20 protein-coding genes are annotated in these 21,017 nt (G+C 73.6%); 7 read left to right on the forward strand and 13 right to left on the reverse strand.

What is annotated here, in order from left to right; translation table 11 throughout:
* Window positions 1-64: 64 nt before the first annotated feature.
* Window positions 65-958, reverse strand: coding sequence for an alpha-E domain-containing protein (locus JOD95_RS06345; protein WP_209683965.1), 894 nt, complete (start codon window positions 956-958; stop codon window positions 65-67).
* Window positions 959-1,104: 146 nt separating this feature from the next.
* Here JOD95_RS06345 and JOD95_RS06350 point away from each other — a divergent pair, with 146 nt between their 5' ends.
* A complete protein-coding gene (locus JOD95_RS06350; protein ID WP_066652224.1) occupies window positions 1,105-1,626 on the forward strand; it encodes a MarR family winged helix-turn-helix transcriptional regulator in 522 nt (173 codons plus the stop codon).
* Between the two features lie 9 nt (window positions 1,627-1,635).
* Window positions 1,636-1,899 (forward strand): hypothetical protein, encoded by a 264-nt coding sequence (locus tag JOD95_RS06355; protein WP_066652222.1) that lies wholly within the window; start codon window positions 1,636-1,638, stop codon window positions 1,897-1,899.
* A 13-nt stretch (window positions 1,900-1,912) separates the two neighbouring features.
* On the opposite strand, the gene JOD95_RS06360 is transcribed toward JOD95_RS06355, so the two are convergent.
* From JOD95_RS06360 to JOD95_RS16890, 6 genes are all read right to left on the reverse strand, one after another.
* The gene (locus JOD95_RS06360; protein WP_209683967.1) at window positions 1,913-2,770 is read right to left on the reverse strand and encodes an NAD(P)-dependent oxidoreductase; all 858 of its coding nucleotides are present in this window, start codon (window positions 2,768-2,770) and stop codon (window positions 1,913-1,915) included.
* A gap of 142 nt (window positions 2,771-2,912) precedes the next feature.
* Window positions 2,913-4,043 carry a M23 family metallopeptidase gene (locus JOD95_RS06365; RefSeq protein WP_209683969.1) on the reverse strand — a complete coding sequence of 377 codons (1,131 nt, stop codon included), beginning with the start codon at window positions 4,041-4,043 and terminating at the stop codon, window positions 2,913-2,915.
* A gap of 103 nt (window positions 4,044-4,146) precedes the next feature.
* Window positions 4,147-4,572, reverse strand: coding sequence for a hypothetical protein (locus JOD95_RS06370; RefSeq protein WP_209683971.1), 426 nt, complete (start codon window positions 4,570-4,572; stop codon window positions 4,147-4,149).
* A gap of 121 nt (window positions 4,573-4,693) precedes the next feature.
* Window positions 4,694-5,407: a 1-acyl-sn-glycerol-3-phosphate acyltransferase gene (locus tag JOD95_RS06375; protein ID WP_081985203.1), complete on the reverse strand. Its 714-nt coding sequence runs from the start codon at window positions 5,405-5,407 to the stop codon at window positions 4,694-4,696.
* 126 nt (window positions 5,408-5,533) lie between these two features.
* A complete protein-coding gene (gene recQ, locus JOD95_RS06380; RefSeq protein ID WP_209683972.1) occupies window positions 5,534-7,375 on the reverse strand; it encodes a DNA helicase RecQ in 1,842 nt (613 codons plus the stop codon).
* Window positions 7,376-7,384: 9 nt separating this feature from the next.
* Window positions 7,385-8,515 (reverse strand): CPBP family intramembrane glutamic endopeptidase, encoded by a 1,131-nt coding sequence (locus tag JOD95_RS16890; RefSeq protein ID WP_209683974.1) that lies wholly within the window; start codon window positions 8,513-8,515, stop codon window positions 7,385-7,387.
* A 35-nt stretch (window positions 8,516-8,550) separates the two neighbouring features.
* On the opposite strand from JOD95_RS16890, the gene JOD95_RS06390 reads away from it, so the two are divergent.
* Entirely contained in the window at window positions 8,551-9,435 is an 885-nt protein-coding gene (locus tag JOD95_RS06390; RefSeq protein ID WP_209683976.1) for an EamA family transporter, read from the forward strand.
* Between the two features lie 41 nt (window positions 9,436-9,476).
* On the opposite strand, the gene JOD95_RS06395 is transcribed toward JOD95_RS06390, so the two are convergent.
* Window positions 9,477-9,935: a GNAT family acetyltransferase gene (locus JOD95_RS06395; RefSeq protein WP_209683978.1), complete on the reverse strand. Its 459-nt coding sequence runs from the start codon at window positions 9,933-9,935 to the stop codon at window positions 9,477-9,479.
* A gap of 111 nt (window positions 9,936-10,046) precedes the next feature.
* On the opposite strand from JOD95_RS06395, the gene JOD95_RS06400 reads away from it, so the two are divergent.
* The gene (locus JOD95_RS06400) at window positions 10,047-10,853 is read left to right on the forward strand and encodes a class E sortase (protein ID WP_235426468.1); all 807 of its coding nucleotides are present in this window, start codon (window positions 10,047-10,049) and stop codon (window positions 10,851-10,853) included.
* A complete protein-coding gene (locus tag JOD95_RS06405; protein ID WP_158407726.1) occupies window positions 10,850-11,026 on the forward strand; it encodes a hypothetical protein in 177 nt (58 codons plus the stop codon). Before JOD95_RS06400 ends, JOD95_RS06405 begins: the two co-directional genes overlap by 4 nt.
* A 97-nt stretch (window positions 11,027-11,123) precedes the next feature.
* On the opposite strand, the gene JOD95_RS06410 is transcribed toward JOD95_RS06405, so the two are convergent.
* The 4 genes from JOD95_RS06410 to JOD95_RS06425 form a co-directional block, all read right to left on the reverse strand.
* Window positions 11,124-14,162, reverse strand: coding sequence for an AAA family ATPase (locus tag JOD95_RS06410; protein WP_209683980.1), 3,039 nt, complete (start codon window positions 14,160-14,162; stop codon window positions 11,124-11,126).
* On the reverse strand, window positions 14,162-15,325 hold the full coding sequence (locus tag JOD95_RS06415; protein ID WP_209683987.1) for an exonuclease SbcCD subunit D C-terminal domain-containing protein: 1,164 nt from the start codon (window positions 15,323-15,325) through the stop codon (window positions 14,162-14,164). Before JOD95_RS06415 ends, JOD95_RS06410 begins: the two co-directional genes overlap by 1 nt.
* A 96-nt stretch (window positions 15,326-15,421) precedes the next feature.
* Window positions 15,422-16,567, reverse strand: coding sequence for a S24/S26 family peptidase (locus JOD95_RS06420; RefSeq protein ID WP_209683988.1), 1,146 nt, complete (start codon window positions 16,565-16,567; stop codon window positions 15,422-15,424).
* 43 nt (window positions 16,568-16,610) lie between these two features.
* Window positions 16,611-17,210 carry a hypothetical protein gene (locus tag JOD95_RS06425; protein WP_209683990.1) on the reverse strand — a complete coding sequence of 200 codons (600 nt, stop codon included), beginning with the start codon at window positions 17,208-17,210 and terminating at the stop codon, window positions 16,611-16,613.
* Window positions 17,211-17,457: 247 nt separating this feature from the next.
* On the opposite strand from JOD95_RS06425, the gene JOD95_RS06430 reads away from it, so the two are divergent.
* On the forward strand, window positions 17,458-18,063 hold the full coding sequence (locus JOD95_RS06430; RefSeq protein ID WP_209683992.1) for a MarR family transcriptional regulator: 606 nt from the start codon (window positions 17,458-17,460) through the stop codon (window positions 18,061-18,063).
* Between the two features lie 54 nt (window positions 18,064-18,117).
* On the forward strand, window positions 18,118-18,627 hold the full coding sequence (locus JOD95_RS06435; protein WP_066652197.1) for a DUF664 domain-containing protein: 510 nt from the start codon (window positions 18,118-18,120) through the stop codon (window positions 18,625-18,627).
* Between the two features lie 70 nt (window positions 18,628-18,697).
* On the opposite strand, the gene JOD95_RS06440 is transcribed toward JOD95_RS06435, so the two are convergent.
* A complete protein-coding gene (locus JOD95_RS06440; protein ID WP_209683994.1) occupies window positions 18,698-20,875 on the reverse strand; it encodes a DEAD/DEAH box helicase in 2,178 nt (725 codons plus the stop codon).
* Between the last annotated feature and the right edge of the window lie 142 nt (window positions 20,876-21,017).

Here is a 21,017-nt window from a genome sequence, read left to right on the forward strand (position 1 = left end):
AGGCACGGTGCCAGCCCGCCACGATCCTCCCGTCCGGCGCTGTGCCCCGCCCGACGACCGCAGCTCAGCGCGCGGGGGTCGCGACCGTGAAGACGCGGTCCTCGAGCGCCGCGACGACGGCGTCGACCGCGGCGGCGAGTCCCTCGGCGGCGGCTCGGATCCGGTCCGGAGCACCGACCTCCACGCGTCCGAGCGCCGAACGCGCGACCCGGAACGCGGCGACCTGGTCCCCCACGCAGGCGGGCGCGACGTCCGCGAGGCAGTCGTCGGCGCGCGCCGCGAGGAACGCGAGCGACCGCGGACTGTGCGACTCGTGGAGCAGGAACCCGGCGGCGTCCCGCGGATCGACGCCGTGGTGGTCGCGCCCCCGCCGGAAGGCCTCGCCGGCACCGCACGCCCGCAGCGCGGTGGTCCACGACGCCGCCGACCCCGCATCGACGAGCGACGACGCCAGCAACCGCGCCGTGAGGCCGCACCGCAGCAGGGACCTGCCCAGGGTGAAGAACTCCCACACCTCGTCGCGGCTGACGTCACCCTCGACGACGCCGACGGCCAGCGCGCTCCGTTCCCGCACCCACGCGAGGAACTCGTGCGCCCGGTCGACGGCGACCTTGCGCGGCATGCGCGACCGGGTGACGTCGAGGCAGTCCCAGAGCTCGGTGGACACGACCTCGCGCGCGCGACGGGCGTGGTCCCGTGCCACACCGACCGCGTGTGCGACCGAGGCGGGTTCGTGCCGGTCGAGCGCGAGCGACTCGACGACGGCCGCACGCTCACGGCGTCGTGCGGGCGCGCGTGCCCCCACGACGCGGTGCAGCACGGAGCCGACCGTGGACTCCTCCTCGACCACACCCGCGTCGGGCCGGACGACGTAGACGTCGAGCATCCTCGCGACCACGTCGGCCCGCTCCACCGCGCTCCCGACGTGGAACACGCTCCCCGCGAGTCGGCTCAGCACGTCGGCTCCTGCATGCGGCGAAGCTACCGAGCGGGCGTTGCGGCGGTGTTTCGGGACCGCGTCACGGGTGTTGCGAGCCATCCGGCAGACGCGCTCCCAGGGGACACTCGCTAGACAATCTAACTAGAGCGTCTAGCATTGTCCGTATGACGACCGAGGTGACGAACACCACCACGGGCTTCTGGTACGGGTCAGGATCCAGGGTCGACGCGGTGGACGTACTGAACGCGCTCCGTAGGTACCGGAGTGCCGAGAGCGCTGCCCAGCGCCGGGCGCGCGAGGCACTCGGCATCGGCGAGAACGCACTGCTCGCGCTCCGGGTCCTGCTGGACGCCGAGTCCGAGGGACGCTCCGTCAACGCGAAGGAACTCGCCGACCGACTCGAGATCACGCCGGCGTCGACGTCGGCACTCGTGGACCGACTCGTCCGCAGCGGTCACGTCGAACGACACCCCGACCCCCACGACCGCCGCGGGGTCATCCTCACCGCGTCCGGCGGGTCGATGCGGCAGGTGCTGCGGGTGATCGACCAGCTCGACACGCGCGCGATCGAGGTCGCCGAGCACCTGCCCCAGACCGACATGTCGGTCATCGTCGCGTTCCTCGAGGAGATGGCCCGGGTCGTCGACCACGACGAGGACGCGGCCGACACGGAGCGCTCCGCGTAGCCTCGTCCCATGCCCAGCGCACCGGACGAACCCGTCGGGGTCCCACCGCTCGGTCCGCGGTCGCAGGAGCCGGGCCGCGAGCACGCGCGCGACCCCGAGGACGACATGCCGCTCGCCGAGCTCGACGCGCGTGCCCGGGCCGACGCCGCACTCCGGCGCATCCGGAACGGCGCCGACCCCGCGCGGGAGGCCTTCGACCTGGCGAACACGATGAACGACGAGGCCGTCGGACGGCTCCGCGGCGCCGTGCTGCGCTGGCTGCGCCGAGACTGACCCGGCTGGCGGCCTACCGCTGGTCGTCGGCGAAGGCGGTGCCCACCGCAGCGATGTCGTCGGCGCCGTGCCCGGCTGCACTGGCGTCGGCGTAGACCCGGTCGAGCGCGTCGAGGAGGGTCGTCGACACCCCCGCGGTCCGTGCCGCGTCGCCGATCAGCCCGATGTCCTTCCGCAGGCCGTCGAGGGCGAACTGTGGCGCCAGGTCACCGCCGATCATCGCTGCACCCTTCGTGTGCGCGTAGGGCGAGTCGCTCGCGGTGCCGTCGATCGCGTCGAGGAACAGCTGCGGGTCGAGTCCGAGCGCACGGGCGATCGCGAGCGACTGGCCGGTGGCGGCGGTGATCGACGCGACCCAGGCGTTGGCCGCGAGCTTCAGGGCCGTACCGTCGCCGACCCGCTCCCCCGCGCGGACGGTCTTCGCCCCGATGGCGTCGAGCACCGGGTCCACACGGTCGAGCACGTCCGACGGGCCGGCGGCGAGCATGGTGAGCTTGCCCTGCTCCGCCGGGGCCTTCGTGCCGAGCATCATCGCCTCGACGAGGGTGATGCCGTACTTCTCGGCCAACTGCACCACGGTCTCGGTCCCCGCGACGCCGATGGTCGATGCCTGCACCCACACGGCGTCCGCGGGAGCGTCCCCGGCAGCGGTCTCGAGGACGTCGACGACCGCATCGGTGTCGAAGAGCGTCAGCAGGACGACCTCGGCGTCGCTGACCGCCGCGGCAGCGTCCGTCGCCACGGTGGCGCCGGCGTCGCCGAGCGGGCGGGCCTTGTCGGCGCTGCGGTTCCACACGGTCACCCGGTGGCCCTCGCGCAGCAGCGATCCCGCGACCCCTGCACCCATCGTCCCCGTACCCAGCACCGTCACGCGCACCACTGTCTCCGTCCTGCGTCCGGCACCCTGCCGACGTCGCTCTCGACGCTACGCCTGCGCGGCCCGACCAGCCTGACCCGACCAGCCTGGCCCGGTCGGCGTGCGGACGCCGACACCCGTCGCCGGTGCGACCCGTTCAGAGCAGGCCGCGAGCGGCCAGCCACGGGGCCGGATCGATCGGCGTCCCGCCGACGATGACCTCGAAGTGCAGGTGCGGGCCGGTGGAGACCCCGGTGCTGCCCACGGCGCCGAGCTGTTCGCCGGCCGACAGCGTCTGCCCGGGCAGGACGTCGATGCGGGACAGGTGCCCGTACCGCGTCTGCGTGCCGTCCGGATGTGCGAGGAGCACCTGGTTGCCGTACCCGCCGAGCGGCCCGGCGGACACGACCCGTCCGGGCATCGCGGCGACGACGGGCGTTCCGGATGCCGCGGCGAAGTCGAGCCCGTGGTGGTTCGTCGAGCACGCACCACACCCGGCGACCTGCCGACCGCCGAAGCCTCCGGCGGTCGGGATCGTCCCCGCGACGGGACGGACCACGTCCGAGCCCGTCGTGATCTGCACGCGGCCGTGTCGATCGCCACCCGCCCGGGTCGCCTGCACGTCGAAGCCGTCGCGGACGACGGTGACGGTGACGCCGGACGCGACGCGGTAGTGCTGCTCCGGCGCCGGGGCGACCTGGTGCGCGGGTGCGGATGCGGGTGCGGCGCCGAGACCGAACCCGGTGGGGTCGTCGAGTGCGGCGGCCGGGGTCGACACGGAGACGACCAGGCAGGCTGCGAGGGCGGACGCCGTCACCGGGAGGAGTCGCGAGGACGACCCCGATCGGGCCGCCGGCAGCGCCGCGGGACGCTGAGGCCGACCGACAGCGACGCCCCTGCGGAGCTCGGGGACGCGCCGGTCACGCCCGGGTCGCCCGGAGATGCGCGGGTCGGGCACGCGCAGGTCGGGTACGCGCAGGCCGTGCTTGTTGTGCTTGTTGTGCTTGTTGTGCTTGCCGAGCCTGCCGGGACGATCGGCGGACCGGCGAGGGGTGCGGAGGTCACGACGACTCGGCAGGGCTGCTCCGGACCGAGCGTCGTCGATGGCGGTGGTGGTGGTGGTGGACACCGAGGCGGCGGCAGGGGGGACCGCCGCCTCGGCGGTCTGGTGGCCGACACGGACGGACCGGGCAGTGGCGTCGTTCGCCGCTCGGCGGGCCGCTCCGCGGGGGCGGATCGGTGCCGCCGGCGCCGAGCCGGGGGCGCTGTCGGTCGTGGTCGTCGTCATCGTGTCGGGAGGTCGGATCGGGTGGGTCGGGATGGGGTGTGTCGGGATCGGGTGTGTCGGGACGTTCGGACGTCGTCCGTCATCGGTGGCGGTGCCGGTCGGCTCAGCCGCGGACGACGCCGTCGCGCGTGATGCGCTCGAGCTCCCCGACGACGGCGTCGACGACCGCGCGGGTGATCGCATCGGTCACCGCTTCGACCAGGGCGAGCTGGTCGGGCGTGACGGCGACCTCGTTCGGGAGCGCGGTCCCGACCCGCTGCGGGATCTCGTCGATCGCGGCGACGAGGGCAGCCGGCACCAGGGCGGACCGCATCGGGGACACGGGAGCCGTCAGCGGCGAGGTGGGTGCGGGGACGACCCGGGTGCGTGCGGCGGTGACGGAGACCGCTGCTGCCGGAGCGGGCGTCGCCGTCGGGGCCGGTGCCGGTGCCGCCGGAAGGGTCACCGCGGGCTGCGCCTGTTCCGGAGCCGTGGTCGCGGCGCGGGAGGCCCGACGCGAGATCGAGTCGAAGAGGGGCGTGGAGGACATGCTGCTTGCCTTCCGGTCAGTGGTGGATCGGGCCGTCCTGGGCGGTCCGACTGGGCTCGTGCCTCGGGCACGAGGACGATTCAACCACTGATATTCCGAATGTGCAATAGCGCGTTCTGGATCAGTCGGGCTCGACCGCTTGCGTCGGGTCGTCGCGCCGCAGCACCTGCTTGACCCGCTCGACGATCGTCGACGGCGGATTGTTGTAGGCGTTCGCGGGTTCCTGCCCGCTCAACGCCTGGATCGCGTCCATCACGGCGTCGGTCGCGTGGCGCCGTGCACGGCCGGACGACGCCTCGCCGAAGTGGGACAGGTCCATCGGTGCACCGAACTCGATGGTGACGCGGGCGAGCCGCGGCAGCCGCGAGCCGACGGGCTGCACGTCCTCGGTGCCGGTGAGTGCGACCGGCACCACCGGCGCCCCGCTCGTCAGCGCCAGCCAGGCCACGCCGGTCCGACCCTTGTAGAGCCGACCGTCGAGGGACCGGGTGCCCTCGGGGTAGATGGCGAAGGCCTCGCCGGCCTCGAGCCGCTCGAGCCCGAGGTCGAGGGCGTGCTGCGCCGCGGCTCCCGCTCCGCGTTCGACCCCGATGGCACCGATCCCGCCGAAGAACGCGCGCGAGACCGCACCGCGCAGACCGGTCCCGGTGAAGTACTCCTGCTTGGCCAGGAAGGACACCTTGCGCGGCGCCATGAGGGTGATCGCCGGGGAGTCGATGAAGGACCTGTGGTTGCTCGCCAGGATGACCGGCCCGTGCTTCGGTACGTTCTTCCGTCCCACGATGCGCGGTCGCCAGACCAGGCGCGCGAGCGGGGTCACCACCGCACGGCTCATCGTGGTGGCGAACTTCGTCGTACCGGGCAACCGGGCCTCCTCGTCGTGGGAGGTTCCGAGTGTAGTGAGCGTCGGGCGGGCCACATTCCGTCTGCGGAATGCATCTGCGTGGCGACCGCCGGCGGCTCAGTCCGCGTGCGCTGCGACCACGTCGAGGACCGCGCGCCCGTAGCGCTCGAGCTTCGCGCCGCCGATGCCGGAGATCTCGCTGAGGGCGTCCTCGTCCGCCGGCTTCACCGCAGCGATCCCCCGCAGCGTCGCGTCGTTGAACACCACGTAGGCGGGGACCCCCTGCTCCCGGGCCTGCGCCGCACGCCAGGCACGCAGCGCCTCGAACAGGCCGAGCGCCTCCTGCGGCACGTCGGTGACCGCCTGACGTCGCACCCGTTGACCCCGCGGAGCCTTCACCGGGTCGCGACGCATCAGCACGCGCGTACGACCGCTCAGGACCTCGGCGCTCGTGGGGCTGAGGACGATCGTGCCGAAGCCGTCGCCCGACACCGCCGCGTAGCCCTGCGCCAGGAGCTGCCGGGCGACCGCACGCCACTCCCCCTCGCCCAGGTCGTTGCCGATGCCGAACGTGGCGAGCGAGTCGTGCCGCAGCTCCTGCACGCGGGGCGACTGCTTGCCGACCAGGATGTCCACGAGGTGCGCGACGCCGTACCGCTGGCCGCGCTCACGCTCCAGCCGGACCACGGTCGACAGGAACTTCTGCGCGGGCACGGTGCCGTCCCACGGCTCGGGCGGCGCAATGCAGGTGTCGCAGTTCCCGCAGGCCGTGGACTCCTGCCCGAAGTACGCCAGCAACCGCACCCGGCGGCACTCGATCGTCTCGCACAGCGCGAGCATGGCGTCGAGGTGGGCGCTGAGCTGCCGCCGGTGCGCCGCGTCGCCCTCGGACTGGTCGATCATCCGGCGCTGCTGCACGACGTCGTTCAACCCGTAGGCGAGCCACGCCGTCGAGGGCAGCCCGTCACGACCCGCACGGCCGGTCTCCTGGTAGTACCCCTCGACCGACTTCGGCAGGTCGAGGTGCGCCACGAACCGCACGTCCGGCTTGTCGATGCCCATGCCGAAGGCGATCGTCGCGACCATGACGATGCCGTCCTCACGGAGGAACGTCGACTGGTTGCGCTCACGGACCTTCGCGTCGAGGCCGGCGTGGTACGGCAGCGCCGGGATCCCCTGGTCGGCGAGGGCGGCCGCGGTGCGTTCGACCGAGTTGCGGGACAGGCAGTAGACGATCCCGGCGTCGCCGCTGTGCTCGGTGCGGATGAACGTCAGCAGCTGCTGCAGCGCACCGGTCTTCGGCTCGATGCGGTACTGGATGTTCGGCCGGTCGAAGTCGGCCACGAAGTGCGCGGCGTCGTCGAGCCCGAGGCGGCCGGAGATCTCGCGGTGGGTCTGCGGCGTCGCTGTCGCGGTGAGGGCGACGCGCGGCACCGTCGGCCAGCGCTCGTGCAGCACGCTGAGCTCGAGGTAGTCGGGGCGGAAGTCGTGGCCCCACTGGGCCACACAGTGTGCCTCGTCGATGGCGAACAGGGCGATGCGTGCGCGGTCGAGCAGGGATCGGGTCGACTCGAGTCGCAGGCGCTCGGGCGCGAGGTAGAGCATGTCGACCTCGCCGGAGACGACCGCCCGTTCGACCCGGGCGCGCTCGTCGGGGCCCTGGGTGGAGTTGAGGAACGCGGCGCGGACACCGTTGGCGGCGAGGGCGTCGACCTGGTCCTGCATGAGGGCGATGAGCGGCGAGACGACCACGCCGACGCCGTCACGGACGAGCGCGGGCACCTGGTAGCAGAGCGACTTGCCGCCACCGGTCGGCATGAGCACGAGCGCGTCGCCGCCGGAGACGACCTGGTCGATGATCGCGGCCTGCTCGCCGCGGAAGGCGTCGTACCCCCACACGCGGTGCAGGACGTCGAGCGCGGCAGCCCGCGACGGCGAGGTCGTGGTCGTCGTGCTCATGCACCCAGCCTACGAGCGCGGGGCGACACCCACCGTCTCGTCCACAGGCACCGCGTCGTCCGGGCCGGCCGCCGACGTGTCCCGGTCCGTCTCGGGACCGCGGGCCGGTGCGGCTGCCCAGCCCGTGCCTCCCGGCAGGGTCCACTGCCGACCGCCCGCCCAGACCGGAACCGGACCGCGGAAGCGGGGCGCCTCGTGTCCCGGGAAGCGACGGTCGAGCCCCCGCCACCACGCGAGGAGCTCGATCATGCCCCAGAACGCGAGCGAGGTCGCGAGCGTGACCAGGAAGCCACCCGCGGTGCCGTCCGAGGCGTCGAGGTCGACCTTCGACCAGCCGGGGGCCTGCAGCACGAAGATCATGATGTTGTTGAAGGCGTGCTGGAGGACGGTGGCCTCCATGCCCCCGGTCCGCAGCACGATGATCGCGGCGATCAGCCCGAACGAGCCGACGTCGAGGATGCCCCACACGTTGTAGCCGTTCGGGATGTGCCCCGCGGCGAACACGACCGTCGACACCGCGACGGCGACGACGACGCCGACGATCCGCACCGGGATCCACGATGCGATCGTCTGGACCAGGAAACCGCGGAAGACGTACTCCTCCGCTGCACCCTGGAAGGGCACGAGCACCAGGACCATCACGATCGTGAAGGTCAGGGTGGCGGGCGAGACCGTCGACTGCCCGATGGCGTCATGGTCCCAGCCGAAGCCGCCGTCGAACGAGAACATCCCCCACGTCTGCAGCAGGAACATCGGGATCGCGATGACGAGCGTGGGGAGCAGGCACCACAGCGTCCACCGCCAGCGCACCCGGAAGCGCGTCGACGACAGGATGCCCGCCGGGCCGATCCGGGCGATCTTCACCGCGAGCAGGATGCCGGGCAGCAGCACCACGAGCGACAGCAGGGTCAGCGACAGGATGAGCGGGTCCGTGGGGTCGAGGGCGCCGCTCGTCAGGTCGTCCTGGAACCCGATCAGCCCCTCGGCGCCCTGCGTCGCACCGATCGGCACGAAGTACGCCACCGCGAGGACGATCTGCGTCACGACGTAGTACCCGACGAGGAACGCGAGCGCGACCAGCGGACGCCACCAGCGCCAACGGGCATCGACACGGGGCAGGCGGTGGTAGGGAACGCTCACCCGCGCAGGCTACCGGCACGGGCAGGATGGGAGCCGTGCTCTCCGTCCTGCTCGGCCTGACCGGTGCGGTCGTCTACGGGGCGGCCGACTTCCTCGGCGGCCTCGCCGCACGCCGGGTCCGGGCCGTGGTCGTCGCGGCCGCCGCTGCGGCGGTCGGGCTGGTCCCGCTCGGTGCCGGGGTGCCGCTCGTGGGCGCGACGTTCTCGACCGGCGCGGTGGTCGCGGGGACGGCCGCGGGTGTCTCCGGGTCCGTGGCGGTGCTGCTGCTGTACCGGGCGCTGGCCGTCGGCCCGATGAGCGTGCTGTCGCCCCTGACGGCGGTGTTCGCCGCGCTCACCCCGGTCGTCGTCGCGCTGCTGGGCGGGACGGTGCTGTCGTTCGCGGCGTCGGTCGCGCTCGTGGTCGCGGTGCTCGCGGTCGTGCTGGTCGCGGCGGTGCGGGACTCCTCGGGTGCGCGGGTGACCGCGGTCGGGGTGGCCACTGCAGCGGTGGCGGGGTGCGGGTTCGGCGGGATCGTGCTCGCGTACGACGCGGCACCCGGGGACGCCGGGGTCGCGACGCTCCTGGTCGGGCGGGTGGTGCAGACGGTGCTGCTCGGCGCCGTGGCGGTCGCGGTGGCGGCGCGGTCGGGGCCGGTGCGGTGGCGGGGTCCGTTCCGCTGGCCGCGCTGGTCACGGCCGACGGTGGTCGCCGTGGTGGCGTGCGGGGTGCTCGACGCCCTCGCGAACGCCTGCATCCAGGCGGCGCTGCACGTCGGTTCGGGCGACGCCACGCTCCCGGTGGTGAGCGTCCTCAACGCGCTGTACCCGATCGGCACGGTGGTGCTCGCCGGCGTCGTGCTGCGCGAACGGCTGACCGCGGTGCAGTGGACGGGGATCGTGCTCGCGTTCGTGGCCGCGGTCGGACTGGCGCTGGCCTAGCGGGCGTCGAGCCTCGGGCGTCGGGCGTCGGGCGTCGTGCGTCAGTCGTCGGCGATGAGGCGCTTGCCGAGCGAGACCGCGCGGTCCGGGGCGTACCCGAGCGAGGCGTAGAACCCGAGGACCTGCTCGTTCCCCTCGCGCACCTGCACGTTGACCTTCGGGCACCCGCGCTCGGTGAGCAGCCGTTCGAACTCGGCCATGAAGGCGCGACCGAGCCCGGAGCCCTGCAGGTCGGGACGGACGGCCAGGTAGTTCACCCAGCCGCGGTGCCCGTCGTACCCAGCCATGCCGACGCCGACGACCGTGCGCTCGTCGTCGTGCTCGGGCTGCTCGGGCTGGTCGGGCTGCTCGGCGACCAGGAAGAGCTCGGGCTGCTCGGCGACCTTCCGCGCGATGTCACGACGCGGGTCGTTCCATGGACGCAGCAACCCACAGGCTTCCCACAGGGCGACGACCGCCTCGGTGTCTTCGGGGCGGAACGGTCGGAACACCGGGGTCATCCGTCCACGCTAGCGGGCCCCGTGGGCATCCACAGGTACGAGGACTCGTCACCTGTTCGTCGGCGTGGTCTGATAGACCTGTCCGACCACCCCATCCGGATCAGGAGCACCGTGACCGCACACGACACCGCCCCGACGCGCCGCTCGGCGCGCGAGGACGAGGCCACGCGGCCGCCACGACGCCCTCGACGCCGTCAGACCGTCGGCGGGGCGCTCGTCTCGCTGCTGGCCGAGCTCCTGATCATCGCCGGTGCCGGCACGGGCCTCTACGTGGTGTGGACCGCGTGGTGGACGGACGTCGTCGCCGTGAACGAGCAGACGAAGCTCGTCGACGACCTCGGGCAGCGCGCGGCGCCGAAGGTCGAGGGCTCGGAGCACCGGGGCGAGGCGCCCGTGCTCGCCGAACCGCCGGAGGTCACGAGCGTGTTCGGCACGATGCAGATCCCCCGCTTCGGCGCCGACTACCTCCGTCCGATCGGTGAGGGCACCGACCGCGAGCGCGTGCTCAACACGATCGGGCTCGGGCACTACCAGGACACCGCGATGCCGGGCGCCGAGGGCAACTTCGCCGTTGCCGGGCACCGCGTGACGTACGGCAAGCCGCTCAACCAGATCGCGGAGCTCAAGACCGACGACGCGATCGTCGTCCGGGTGACCGACGAGGAGAAGGACTTCGACGTCTGGTACGTCTACAAGGTCACCGACTCGCAGATCGTCACGCCGGACAAGATCGAGACGATCGCGCCGGTGCCGAACCAGCCGGGTGTCACGCCCTCGGCCGAGGACCGCTGGCTCACCCTGACCGCGTGCCACCCCATGTGGTCCGCCAAGGAGCGCTACGTGACCCACGCCAAGCTCGACTACTGGATGCCCGTCTCGGAGGGCACCCCCAAGGAACTCTCGGAGACGCCGAAGTGATCTTCCCGTTCGTCTGGCGGATCCTGCCCGGCCCTGCTGCCCTGAAGGTCCTCGAGCTGCTCGTGCTGCTCGCGGTGATCGTGTACGCGCTGTTCACGTGGGTCTTCCCGTGGATCGCCGCCGACATCCTGCCGCCGCCCGACGGCACGGTGGACGCGCCGCCGTCGCCCTGACCACAGCCGTCCGTCGACCGCCCGCGAGGTCCGCAGCGGCGGTCTGCGGTCCGACGTCTGCTGCCCGCTGCCCGCCGCCCGCTGCCCGCGCGGACCGTCAGACCGTGGTCGTGACCCGCGAGCCGCCCTCGGCGGTGCGCCGCACGGCGATGCGCTCGGGGATGCGCTGCTTGAGCTCCTCGACGTGGCTCACGATGCCGACCTGCCGTCCGCCGGCGGTCAGGCGTGCGAGTTGCCCGATGACGTCGTCCAGCGTCTCCGGGTCCAGCGTGCCGAACCCCTCGTCGACGAACAGGGTGCCGAGCGAGACCCCGCCGGCCTCGGCCTGCACGACGTCGGCGAGCCCGAGTGCCAGGCAGAGCGACACCGTGAAGGTCTCGCCGCCGGACAGGCTCCCCGGGGCGCGCCGGGTGTCGGTGGTGTGGTCGTGGACGGCCAGCGCGAGGCCGGTCCGGCGGGCCCGTGACCCGGCCTCGCGCTCGTCGGACGTCTCGAGGGTGAACCGCCCTCCGAGCATCCCCCGCAGCCGGTCGTTGGCTGCGGCGACGACGTCCTCGAAGCGCCGCATGAGCACGTAGGTACCGAGGGTGATCCCGCTCGGGTTCACGGCGGTGACACCGTTCGCGACGTCTGCCAGGCGGACCACGGCGCGGCTGCGTGCCGACGTGTCGTCGCGAGCACGGACGGCCCGGACCACCTCGGCGGCACAGCGGGCTGCGGCCTCCGACCGGTCGGACGCGGACACCGCCGCGCGGGTGGCCTCGTCCGCACGCTCGGCAGCGGCGACGGTCGCGGTGCGGGCGGCGTCCAGGTCGAGCGCGACGGTGGCCCCGGCGGCGGAGCCCTCGTCGGCGGCGGCCGCCACCACCGCCGGTTCGACGAGCCCGGCGTCGACGACGGCACGCTCCCGCTCGGCGGCGACGACCTCGGCCTGCAGCGCGGCCGAGGCATCCGGCTGGAGCAGTGCTGCCCGGGCCGCGTCGAGCGTGTCGAAGCCCTGCTCGGTCAGCGCCAGGTCGACCTCGGCGGACCGCTCGCGCACGGCCTGTGCCGCCGTCGTCGCCTGCGACTCGGCGACGGCGACCTCGTCGGCTCGTGCGACGAGGTCGTCGAGCTGCCGGACCAGCTGCGCGAGGGAGCGGTCGTCCGACGTCCCACCGATGCGGCCGTCGGTGTCGGCGGATGCGTCCCAGGAGCCCGCGGCGACGGTCGCTGCGCGCTGTCGGGCGTCCGTCACGGCAGCGGCGTCCTGGTCGAGCCGCGATCCCTCTGCCCCGCTCGTCGCCACGAGAACGGCGTGGTCGGCCTGCACGGTGTTGTGCTCGCGCTCGAGTGCCCGGGTCTCGTCGTCGTACGCCGTCCGCTGCTGCTCGACCTCGGCCACGCGGACTGCCGCCGCGTGGGCGGCCTGCACGCGGGCGTCGGCGGCCGCGGCTCGGGTCGCCAGGGCGTCGGCGTCCGTCTCCCCGACGGCGGCGCGCAGTCGTTCGAGGGCGGCACGCTCGACGGCGAGCGCGGACGCCGCCTCGGCGAGGGCGCCGTCGGCGACACGTGATGCGTCGGCGGCTTCGTCGACGGCGGCTGCGTCCGGGTGGTCGTCCTGCGGCAGGGCGACGTCCGGGTGCTCGAGCGCGCCGCACACGGGACAGGGGTCGCCCGGGACGAGTGCCGCGCCGAGTTCGCCCGCCAGTCCGGCGATGCGGCGGGTACGCAGGGCCTGCTCGGTCCGCAGGAGCGCTTCGGCGCGGACGCGGCGGTCCGCCACCACCTGCTCCGCCCGGTGCACGGCGGCGGCTGCGGCGTCACGGGCGTCGAGGTCTGCGCGCAGCTGCCGGAGGCGCTCGACCTCGGCTCGGGCGGCCTCGGCGTCGCCCGCGGCGGTGGCCGCGGTCCGGGCTTCCTCGACGAGCGCGGCCCGACCGGCGGGACGCGCCTCGAGCGCACGGTCGAGCTCGGCCACCCGTCGGACGAGCAGTGCGGCCCGGTCGGCGGCGTCCGTGCGGGCTCGTCGGCGGTCGTCGAGCGTGGCCTCGACCGCGACGAGGTGCCGGACCGCCGCGACGCAGGTGGCCAGGTCGGTGCGGCGTGCGGCGGTGTCGACGTCCGACGGGACACCGAGGCGCGCACGGAGGTCGTGCGCTCGGCGACGGTGCTCGTCAGCACGGGAACGGGCGGCGTCGAGCCCCTGTGCCGGCGTCGTGACCCGGACGGCCCGTTCGGCGAGCGCGAGCCGGGCGCGGGCGGCCTCGACCCGGGGTGCGGCGTCGTCGAGGGCGCGGCGACGATCGAGGAGCACGGCACGTCGCGCCCTGGCCTGCAGTCGCGCGGCCACGTCGTGCTCGTGCACCCGGGCGCGTTCCGCCGCCGCGACCGCCTCGGTGCGATCTGCTGCGGTCGCCGTGGCCACGGCGCGCAGCGCGTCGAGGGTCCCCGGCACCGAGGCCTCGTCGGCGTCGACGACACCGGCGGCCTGGGCGAAGCGGCTCAGCGCGTCCCGCACCCGGGCGTCGGCGGACTCCACCTCGGCCTGGACCTCTCGGCGGCGGGCGGCGAGCTCGTCCGCCGTGCGGTCGTAGACCTGGGTGCCGAAGAGCGACTGCAGGAGCTTCCGGCGGTCCTCGCCCGGTGCCCGGAGGAAGCGAGCGAACTCGCCCTGCGGGAGCACGACCGTCTGCAGGAACTGTGCACGGTCGAGTCCGACGACCCGAGCGACCTCGAGCCCGATCTCCGGGATCCGCGAGGACACCGGCTCACCGACGACGTCGCCGGAGTGTGCGAGCCGGAAGAGCTGCGCCGACGCCTGCTGTCGCACCGTCCCTGCGCCGCGCTGCTTCGGCCGGTCGTACTGCGGCGTCCGGCGGACCCGGTACACGCCGGCACCGGTCTCGAACACGAGCTCCACGAAGGGTTCCACCCCGGGGTCGGCGTGCTGGCTGTGCAGGCGGTCGTGCGTCGATCCCTCGCCCGCGAGCCCGCCGTACAGGGCGAACACCACGGCGTCGATGATGGTCGACTTGCCGGAGCCGGTCGGGCCCTCGAGCAGGAACACCCCGGAGGCGGCGAGCGCCGCGAAGTCGATCGTCACGAGTTCGGGGTAGGGCCCGATCGCCCGGAGTTCGAGTCGGTGCAGGTACATCAGCGCCCCCGGTCGTCGTGCATCGCGAGGACCGCTGCCTCGTACGCCTCGGTCAGGACCGCGCGGTCGTCGTCGCCCGGCGTCGCGCCGGTGGCGAACGCGACGAAGTCGGCCGCGACCTCGACCGGGTCGGAGGTCGCCGTGACCGCCCGCGCCGCCTGCCGGTCGGGGCGGTCGGCGGGCTCGTGCGTGATCGCCAGCGCGTGCGGGAAGTGGTCCTTCACCCGGGCGTAGAGCCGCTCGGGGTGGACGGTGTCGGTGACCGCGACGCGGACCCAGGCGTCGGCGTCCGCGCGGTGCGCGCCGGACTCGATCGCCTCCATGCTCGTCCGGACGTCGACCAGGCGCCGGGGCACGGGAGCGGGTACCAGCTCCACCGAGACCCCACCGTCGGCCGCCAGTTCGACGAGGGTGACGCTCTTGCGCTGCTGCCGCTCCCCGAACGAGAACGCGAGCGGCGACCCGGCGTACCGGATGCGGTCCCCCGCGCCCACGCGCTGCGGTCCGTGCAGGTGTCCGAGCGCGACGTAGTCGATGCCGTCGAACACCGAGGCAGCGACCTGGTCGACCCCGCCGACCCGGATGTCCTGCTCGCTGTCGCTCGGAGCAGCCCCGCCGACGAAGGCGTGCGCGACGACGACGCTGCGGGTGCCGGCGCGCTCGGCGAGGTCTGCTCGGATCCGTGCGGTGGCTGCTCCGACGACCGCCTGGTGGGACCGGGCGAGGGGCTCGTCCGGCACGTCCGCGAGGGCGTAGCGCGTCAGGTCGGGGTGCAGGTACGGGATCCCGTACACGGCGACCGGGCCGTGCTCGTCGTCGAGCAGCACCGGCGTGCCGATGCCCGTCGGCTCCGCCAGGATCCGCACGCGGTCGTGCATGACCCCCGCGCCGAAGCCGAGCCGGGCGGCGGAGTCGTGGTTGCCCGGGGTCAGCACGACCGTCGCCGTCTCGGCCAGACGTTCGAGCGTCCGCGAGAGCAGCCGGACGGCGTCGACCGGTGGGATCGCACGGTCGTAGACGTCGCCGGCGATGACGACCAGGTCGACCGCGCGGTCGCGGACGGTCTCGACGAGGAAGTCCGCGAAGGTCGACTGGTGTCCGAGCAGGTCCGCACCGAGCAGCGTGCGGCCGAGGTGCCAGTCGCCGGTGTGGAGGATCCGCATGCCGCCACGGTAGCGGCGGCCGGGGACATCACCGAGGCACCGCGCTCCGGCTGTGGCGTGGGGAACACCGCGCGGTGGTGTGCAGGAGTCACGGGCTCAGGGCCCGCAGCTCGTCCCGGTCCCGATGCCCGCGATCGTCACCAACTTGACCGGCACCGATTCGGTGGAGGTCGCCGTCCACGAGCCCAGGTCGTTCGTCTGCACCTTCACGGCGTGGTTCACCCCGAGTCCGAGCAGTCCGCTGAGCTGCACCGTCTGGGCGGAGGCCGTCCCGCTGGTCGTCGTCGCGAGCACCGTGCCGTCGGTCGTGTCGAGGACGGAGAAGGACCGGGGCGCGTCCCCGCTGTACGACCACCCGATCACCACCGAACCGTTGGCGTTCCGGCACGTCAGGGCGGTCGCCTTCGCGGTGACGCCGGCGGTCAGTCCGACCAGGGTGCCGGTGGTCCGGCCGAAGGGCGCGGCCTGCGCCGGTCCGGCTGTCACGGCAGCCGCACCGGTGACGATGACGGCGAGCCCAGCGACGACGCCGCGGCGCACCACCCCGCTGCTGCGGCTCGTCCGTCGGGTCCGGTGCGCCGGTGCGTGAGCACCGCGGGGGACCTGCCCGGCGGAGGCGAGCCGTGCCTCCCGGCCGTGGCCCGCGGCCCCGCCGTCACCCGCGTGCCCACCGTCGCCGCGGTGCCGCGGACCGCGTCGACGGAGCGGAGCGTCGACCGTGCAGAGCAGGAGCACCGCGACGAGCGCGAGGGCGACGGTGCCGACCTCGACCCAGCGGCCCTCACGGACCCAGAGCACCGGGGTGGCGACGGACGGCACCCGCAGGAAGCCGACCCCGTGCACGGCGGAACGCTCGATCGGCGTCGAGTCGACCTGCGGGTTCGCGTCGCCCTTCGTGACGACGGTGCCGTCCGGGCCGGGTTCGACGAACCGGTGCATCCGCAGGTGTCCCGGCTGGTCGGGGTCGTCCGCGAGCAGGATCTGCCCGGGCCGGATCTCCGCCGAGGCGACCGGCCGCGACACCACGACGTCGCCCGGCGCGAGGCGCGGTGCCATCGACCCGGTCATCACGGTGGTCGGGTGCCAGCCGAGGAGCGCCGGGGCGGCCGACCACAGCGCGAGCCCGAGGAGCGTCGCGACGACGGCCCGAGCCGCGGTCGCGACGACGACACGCCCCCAGTCGACGACGTCGTGGAGCACGTCGTGCGGGGTGTGACCACCGTGCACTGCGATGCTGACCATGACTGCCTTCGACCGGGGGCGTGGTGACGGGCGAGGTGCCCTGCTAGTTGTTCTGGGCCTCCCAGGTGAGACCGATCTGGGCGTTGGTGCCCTGCGCCGCGTTCGGGGTGTTCGCGGAGACGGTGTACGTGACCCTGTAGACCCGGGTCTCGCTGGCGGCACCGGTCGTGGTCCACGCGCCGAGGCCCGAGGCGAAGTTCGTCGCCTGCGTCCCGAGGGTCGGGAGCGTGTTCTCGAAGAGGGTCCCGCCGGTCGCCGCGGGGGTGAAGCCCGAGCACGACGAGAGGCCGCCGCCGGTGCCCTGCTCGATCTTGATCGTGGTGTTCTGTGCGAGCACGCTCGAGGTCGACGGCGAGGTCGCGTAGAGCTTCACGGTCGACGGCAGCGACCCGGTGGAGGTCACGGTGATGCACTTGCTGTCGACGGAGCCGGGCTTGAGGTTCGCAGCGGTGAAGAGCGCGGTGTTCGCGTCGTCGTCCGACAGCGCGACGGTGCCGGCGGTCCAGTTGCTGGTGGGGTTCGTGGTGGTGGCCGAGAAGGCCGAGTACGAGGCGGTCGACACGACGACGCCCGAGGCGACGAGGGCGGCGGGCACGGCGATCCAGGCGGCGAGACGGGCGGCGCGAGGGGACACACGGGACATGGTTGTCCTCCGGAGGAGAGATTCTGATCGGTGGTGGCTCCGGACCCGCGGTGGTTGGTCGCGCTACGGTGCCTGTGTACTACGGCGATCAAGCTACTTGTCGAACGTGTTGATGACAAGGGAAGCAATGACCCCATTGTTGGGGGGTGTCTCAATCGTTGAGATACTTGTTGCATGGACCTCTGACCCGGGTCCGCCCGCGTCCCGTCGATCGCCGCCGCGATCACCACCCGAGAAGAGCCACCCCGTGACGGACACCTCCCCCGCCCTGCCTCCCCTGACCGTCACGACCAGCCTCCCCCCGGCCCCGGTCTCCCCCGACGTCGAGATCGACCTCGAGAGCGACCTCGCGAGCGACCTCGCGATCGGCGACCCGGCACCGGCGCACCGTGTCGGCACGGCCGCGGACGACGCCGGGCTCGCACGGATGATCGCGGCCTTCCGGGTCCTGCAGGTCCGGCACGCTCGGGTCCTCGCGCACGAGAGCGCCGCGCAGGGCCTCGGCATCACCGACACGCGCTTCCTGGTGCACCTCGCGGCATCGGAGGGGCAGGCGACGACACCGAAGCAGGCCGGCGACGTCCTCGAGCTGAGCACCGGTGCGATGACCTCGCTGCTCGACCGGCTCGAGCGCCACGGGCACCTCGAGCGACGCCCGAACCCGGGCGACCGGCGGAGCATCCTCGTGCACCTGACGCCGTCGGGCGCAGCCGTCGCACGGGCCGTCAGCGCCGCGTACGCCTCGGCCTTCAGCGAGGCCGTCCCCGCCACCGAGCGGAACGGCGTCGCGGCTGCCCTCGAGGACATCGGCGCAGCGCTCGACCGGCGGCACCGCGCGGCCACCGCCCGCTGAGCGCGGACCGGTGCCCTGGAGCAGGGCCCGCACCCGCCGCGTAGCGTCGGCCGCATGACCCCTGCCGAACTCCTCACCGAAGCGTTCTCCCGCGTCCCCGAGACGGTCGAGCGTGCGCTCGACGGTCTGTCCGCGGACCAGCTCGCCGCTCGCCCGGCGGCCGGCGCGAACACCCTCGCGTGGCTCGCCTGGCACATCGCTCGCGGGCAGGACGCGCAGGTCGCCGACCTCGCCGGCTCCGAGCAGGTCTGGACCGCGGACGGCTGGGTCGATCGGTTCGACCTGCCGTTCCCGGCCGACGCGCTCGGGTACGGGATGTCGCGCGACGACGTCGGTCGCGTGCGCGCCTCGGCGGACCTGTTGAACGGCTACCTCCGCGCGGTCCACGAGCGGACTGTCGCGTACGTCGCGACGCTGGCGCCGGAGGACCTCGACGCCGTCGTCGACGACGCCTGGGACCCGCCGGTGACCCGCGGCGCACGGCTCGTCAGCATCCTCGACGACTGCACGCAGCACGCCGGCCAGGCCGGCTACGTGCGCGGCCTGCTCTTCTTCAGCCGCTGACCCCTTCCGGACGGACGGGAGGCACGGTGCCAGCTGGCTCCGTGCCTCCCGTCCGTCGAGGTGGTCGCGTCTAGCGCGCCGCGAGCTCCGCGACGATGCCGTCGCCGGGGGCGGCCTGCACGAGGTCCGCCTCGATCTCGGCGTTCTCGAGGATGCCCTCGATCTTCCGGACGCGGCCACGCGGGACGAGCGTGACGACGGTGCCCTCCTTGCCGGCACGGCCGGTGCGGCCGGAGCGGTGCATGTACGCCTTGTAGTCGTCCGGGGCGTCCGCCTGCACGACGAGCGACACGTCGTCGACGTGGATGCCGCGCGCCGCGACGTCCGTCGCGACGAGGACGTTCACCCGGCCGCTCGTGAGCAGCTGCAGGTTGCGCGTGCGGCGCGACTGGTTGAGGTCACCGTGGAGCGAGGTCGCCCGGATGCCGGCGTCCTCGAACTGGTCGGCCAGGCGCTCGGCGTAGGCCCGGGTGCGGGCGAAGACGATCGTCTTGCCGTCGCCGGCGACGAGCTCCTCGAGCACCTGGTCCTTCTGGCGCTGCTCGACGACCAGCACGCGGTGGTCGATGGTCGAGGACGCCTGGTCTTCGCCGGCGACCTCGTGGACGCTCGGCTCGTGCAGGAACTCGGACACGAGCGACGCCACCTGGGCGTCGAGCGTGGCGCTGAACAGGAGCTTCTGGGCGCGGTTGCCCTGCGGGGTGACCTCGGCGGTCGCGGAGAGGATCTCGCGCACCGGCTCGAGGAACCCGAGGTCGCACATGTGGTCGGCCTCGTCGAGCACGGAGACGACGACCTCGCTGAGGTCGAGCTTCCCCTTGTTCATGAGGTCCTGCACCCGGCCGGGCGTGCCGACGATGATGTCGACGCCGCGCTCGAGGGCACCCTCCTGGCGGCCGTAGGGCACACCGCCGTAGATCTGCGTCGTGAAGAGGCCCACCGAACGGGCGATCGGCTGCACCGTGCGGTCGATCTGCAGGGCGAGCTCACGCGTCGGGGCGAGGATGAGCGCACGCGGGGCGCGGCCCATCTTGCGCTTCGTGCCGCCGCCGTGCTCCATGAGCTTCTCGACCAGGGGCGCACCGAACGCGATCGTCTTGCCGGAACCGGTGCGGCCACGGCCGAGGACGTCCTTGCCGGACAGCACGTCGGGGATCGTCGCCGCCTGGATCGGGAACGGGGCCGTGGCGCCCATCTCGGCCAGGGCGCGGGAGATGTTGCCGCCGATGCCGAGGTCGGCGAAGGTCACGCCCTCGACGTCGGCCGCGACGGTCGCCTCGGCCTGGAGCTTCTCGAGCTTGACGTCGTCCGCGGGGACGTAGGCCGGGCGCGAGTCGTCGCGGTCGCGGCGGGGCGCGCGGTCGTCGTCGGAGGAGCGGCGCTGCGGGCGGTCGTCGCGGTCGAACCGGCGCGGGGCACGGTCGTCACGGTCGAAGCGACGCGGGGCACGGTCGTCACGGTCGAACGACCGGCGCTGCGGACGGTCGTCGCGGTCGGGGCGTCGGGCACCACGGTCGTCGTCACGACGGGGAGCGCGGTCGTCGCGGTCGAACCGGCGCGGGGCACGGTCGTCACGGTCGAACCGACGAGCACCACGGTCGTCATCGCGACGGGGGGCACGGTCGTCACGATCGAACCGACGCGGGGCACGGTCGTCATCGCGACGGGGGGCACGGTCGTCACGATCGAACCGACGCGGGGCACGGTCGTCACGGTCGAACCGACGCGGGGCACGGTCGTCGTCACGACGGGGAGCGCGGTCGTCGCGGTCGAACCGGCGCGGAGCACGGTCGTCACGGTCGAATCGACGCGGGGCACGGTCGTCATCACGACGGGGAGCGCGGTCGTCGCGGTCGAACCGACGCGGAGCACGGTCGTCGCGGTCGAACCGACGAGCACCACGGTCGTCGTCACGACGAGGGGCACGGTCGTCACGGTCGAACCGACGCGGAGCACGGTCGTCGCGGTCGTGGCCACGACCACCACGGTCACGGTCGAACCCGCGTCCGCCGCGGTCGTCACGGCGCTGGCCGCCGTCGCGCGGCTCCCAGTTCGGGCGAGCCGGGCGCTCGCCCTGCGATGCGCGGCCGCGACGCTCCTCGGCGTCCCAGCGCTGCTTCTGCCGCGGCTGGGCCGGGTCGGCGGCGCGGTACCCGCGGTGCTTGCTGCTGCGAGCGGCGGGCGTGCCGTTCGCGTGGCGGACTCGGTCGTCGGCACGCTGACGCGCGCCCTTGTCGTACGGGGCCATTGCTACTTTCCGGGGTGCAGACGTCCCACAGCGCCCGGCAGCGACATCGGCGGGGGCTCTTCAGCGGGGAGGGGGTTCTTCCCGTCGCGGATCGACGTGAATCCAGCCCTCGAGCGCACACACACCCAAACGAAACCCGCGG

This window comes from Curtobacterium sp. 1310, assembly GCF_017834105.1.
Classification (GTDB): domain Bacteria; phylum Actinomycetota; class Actinomycetes; order Actinomycetales; family Microbacteriaceae; genus Curtobacterium.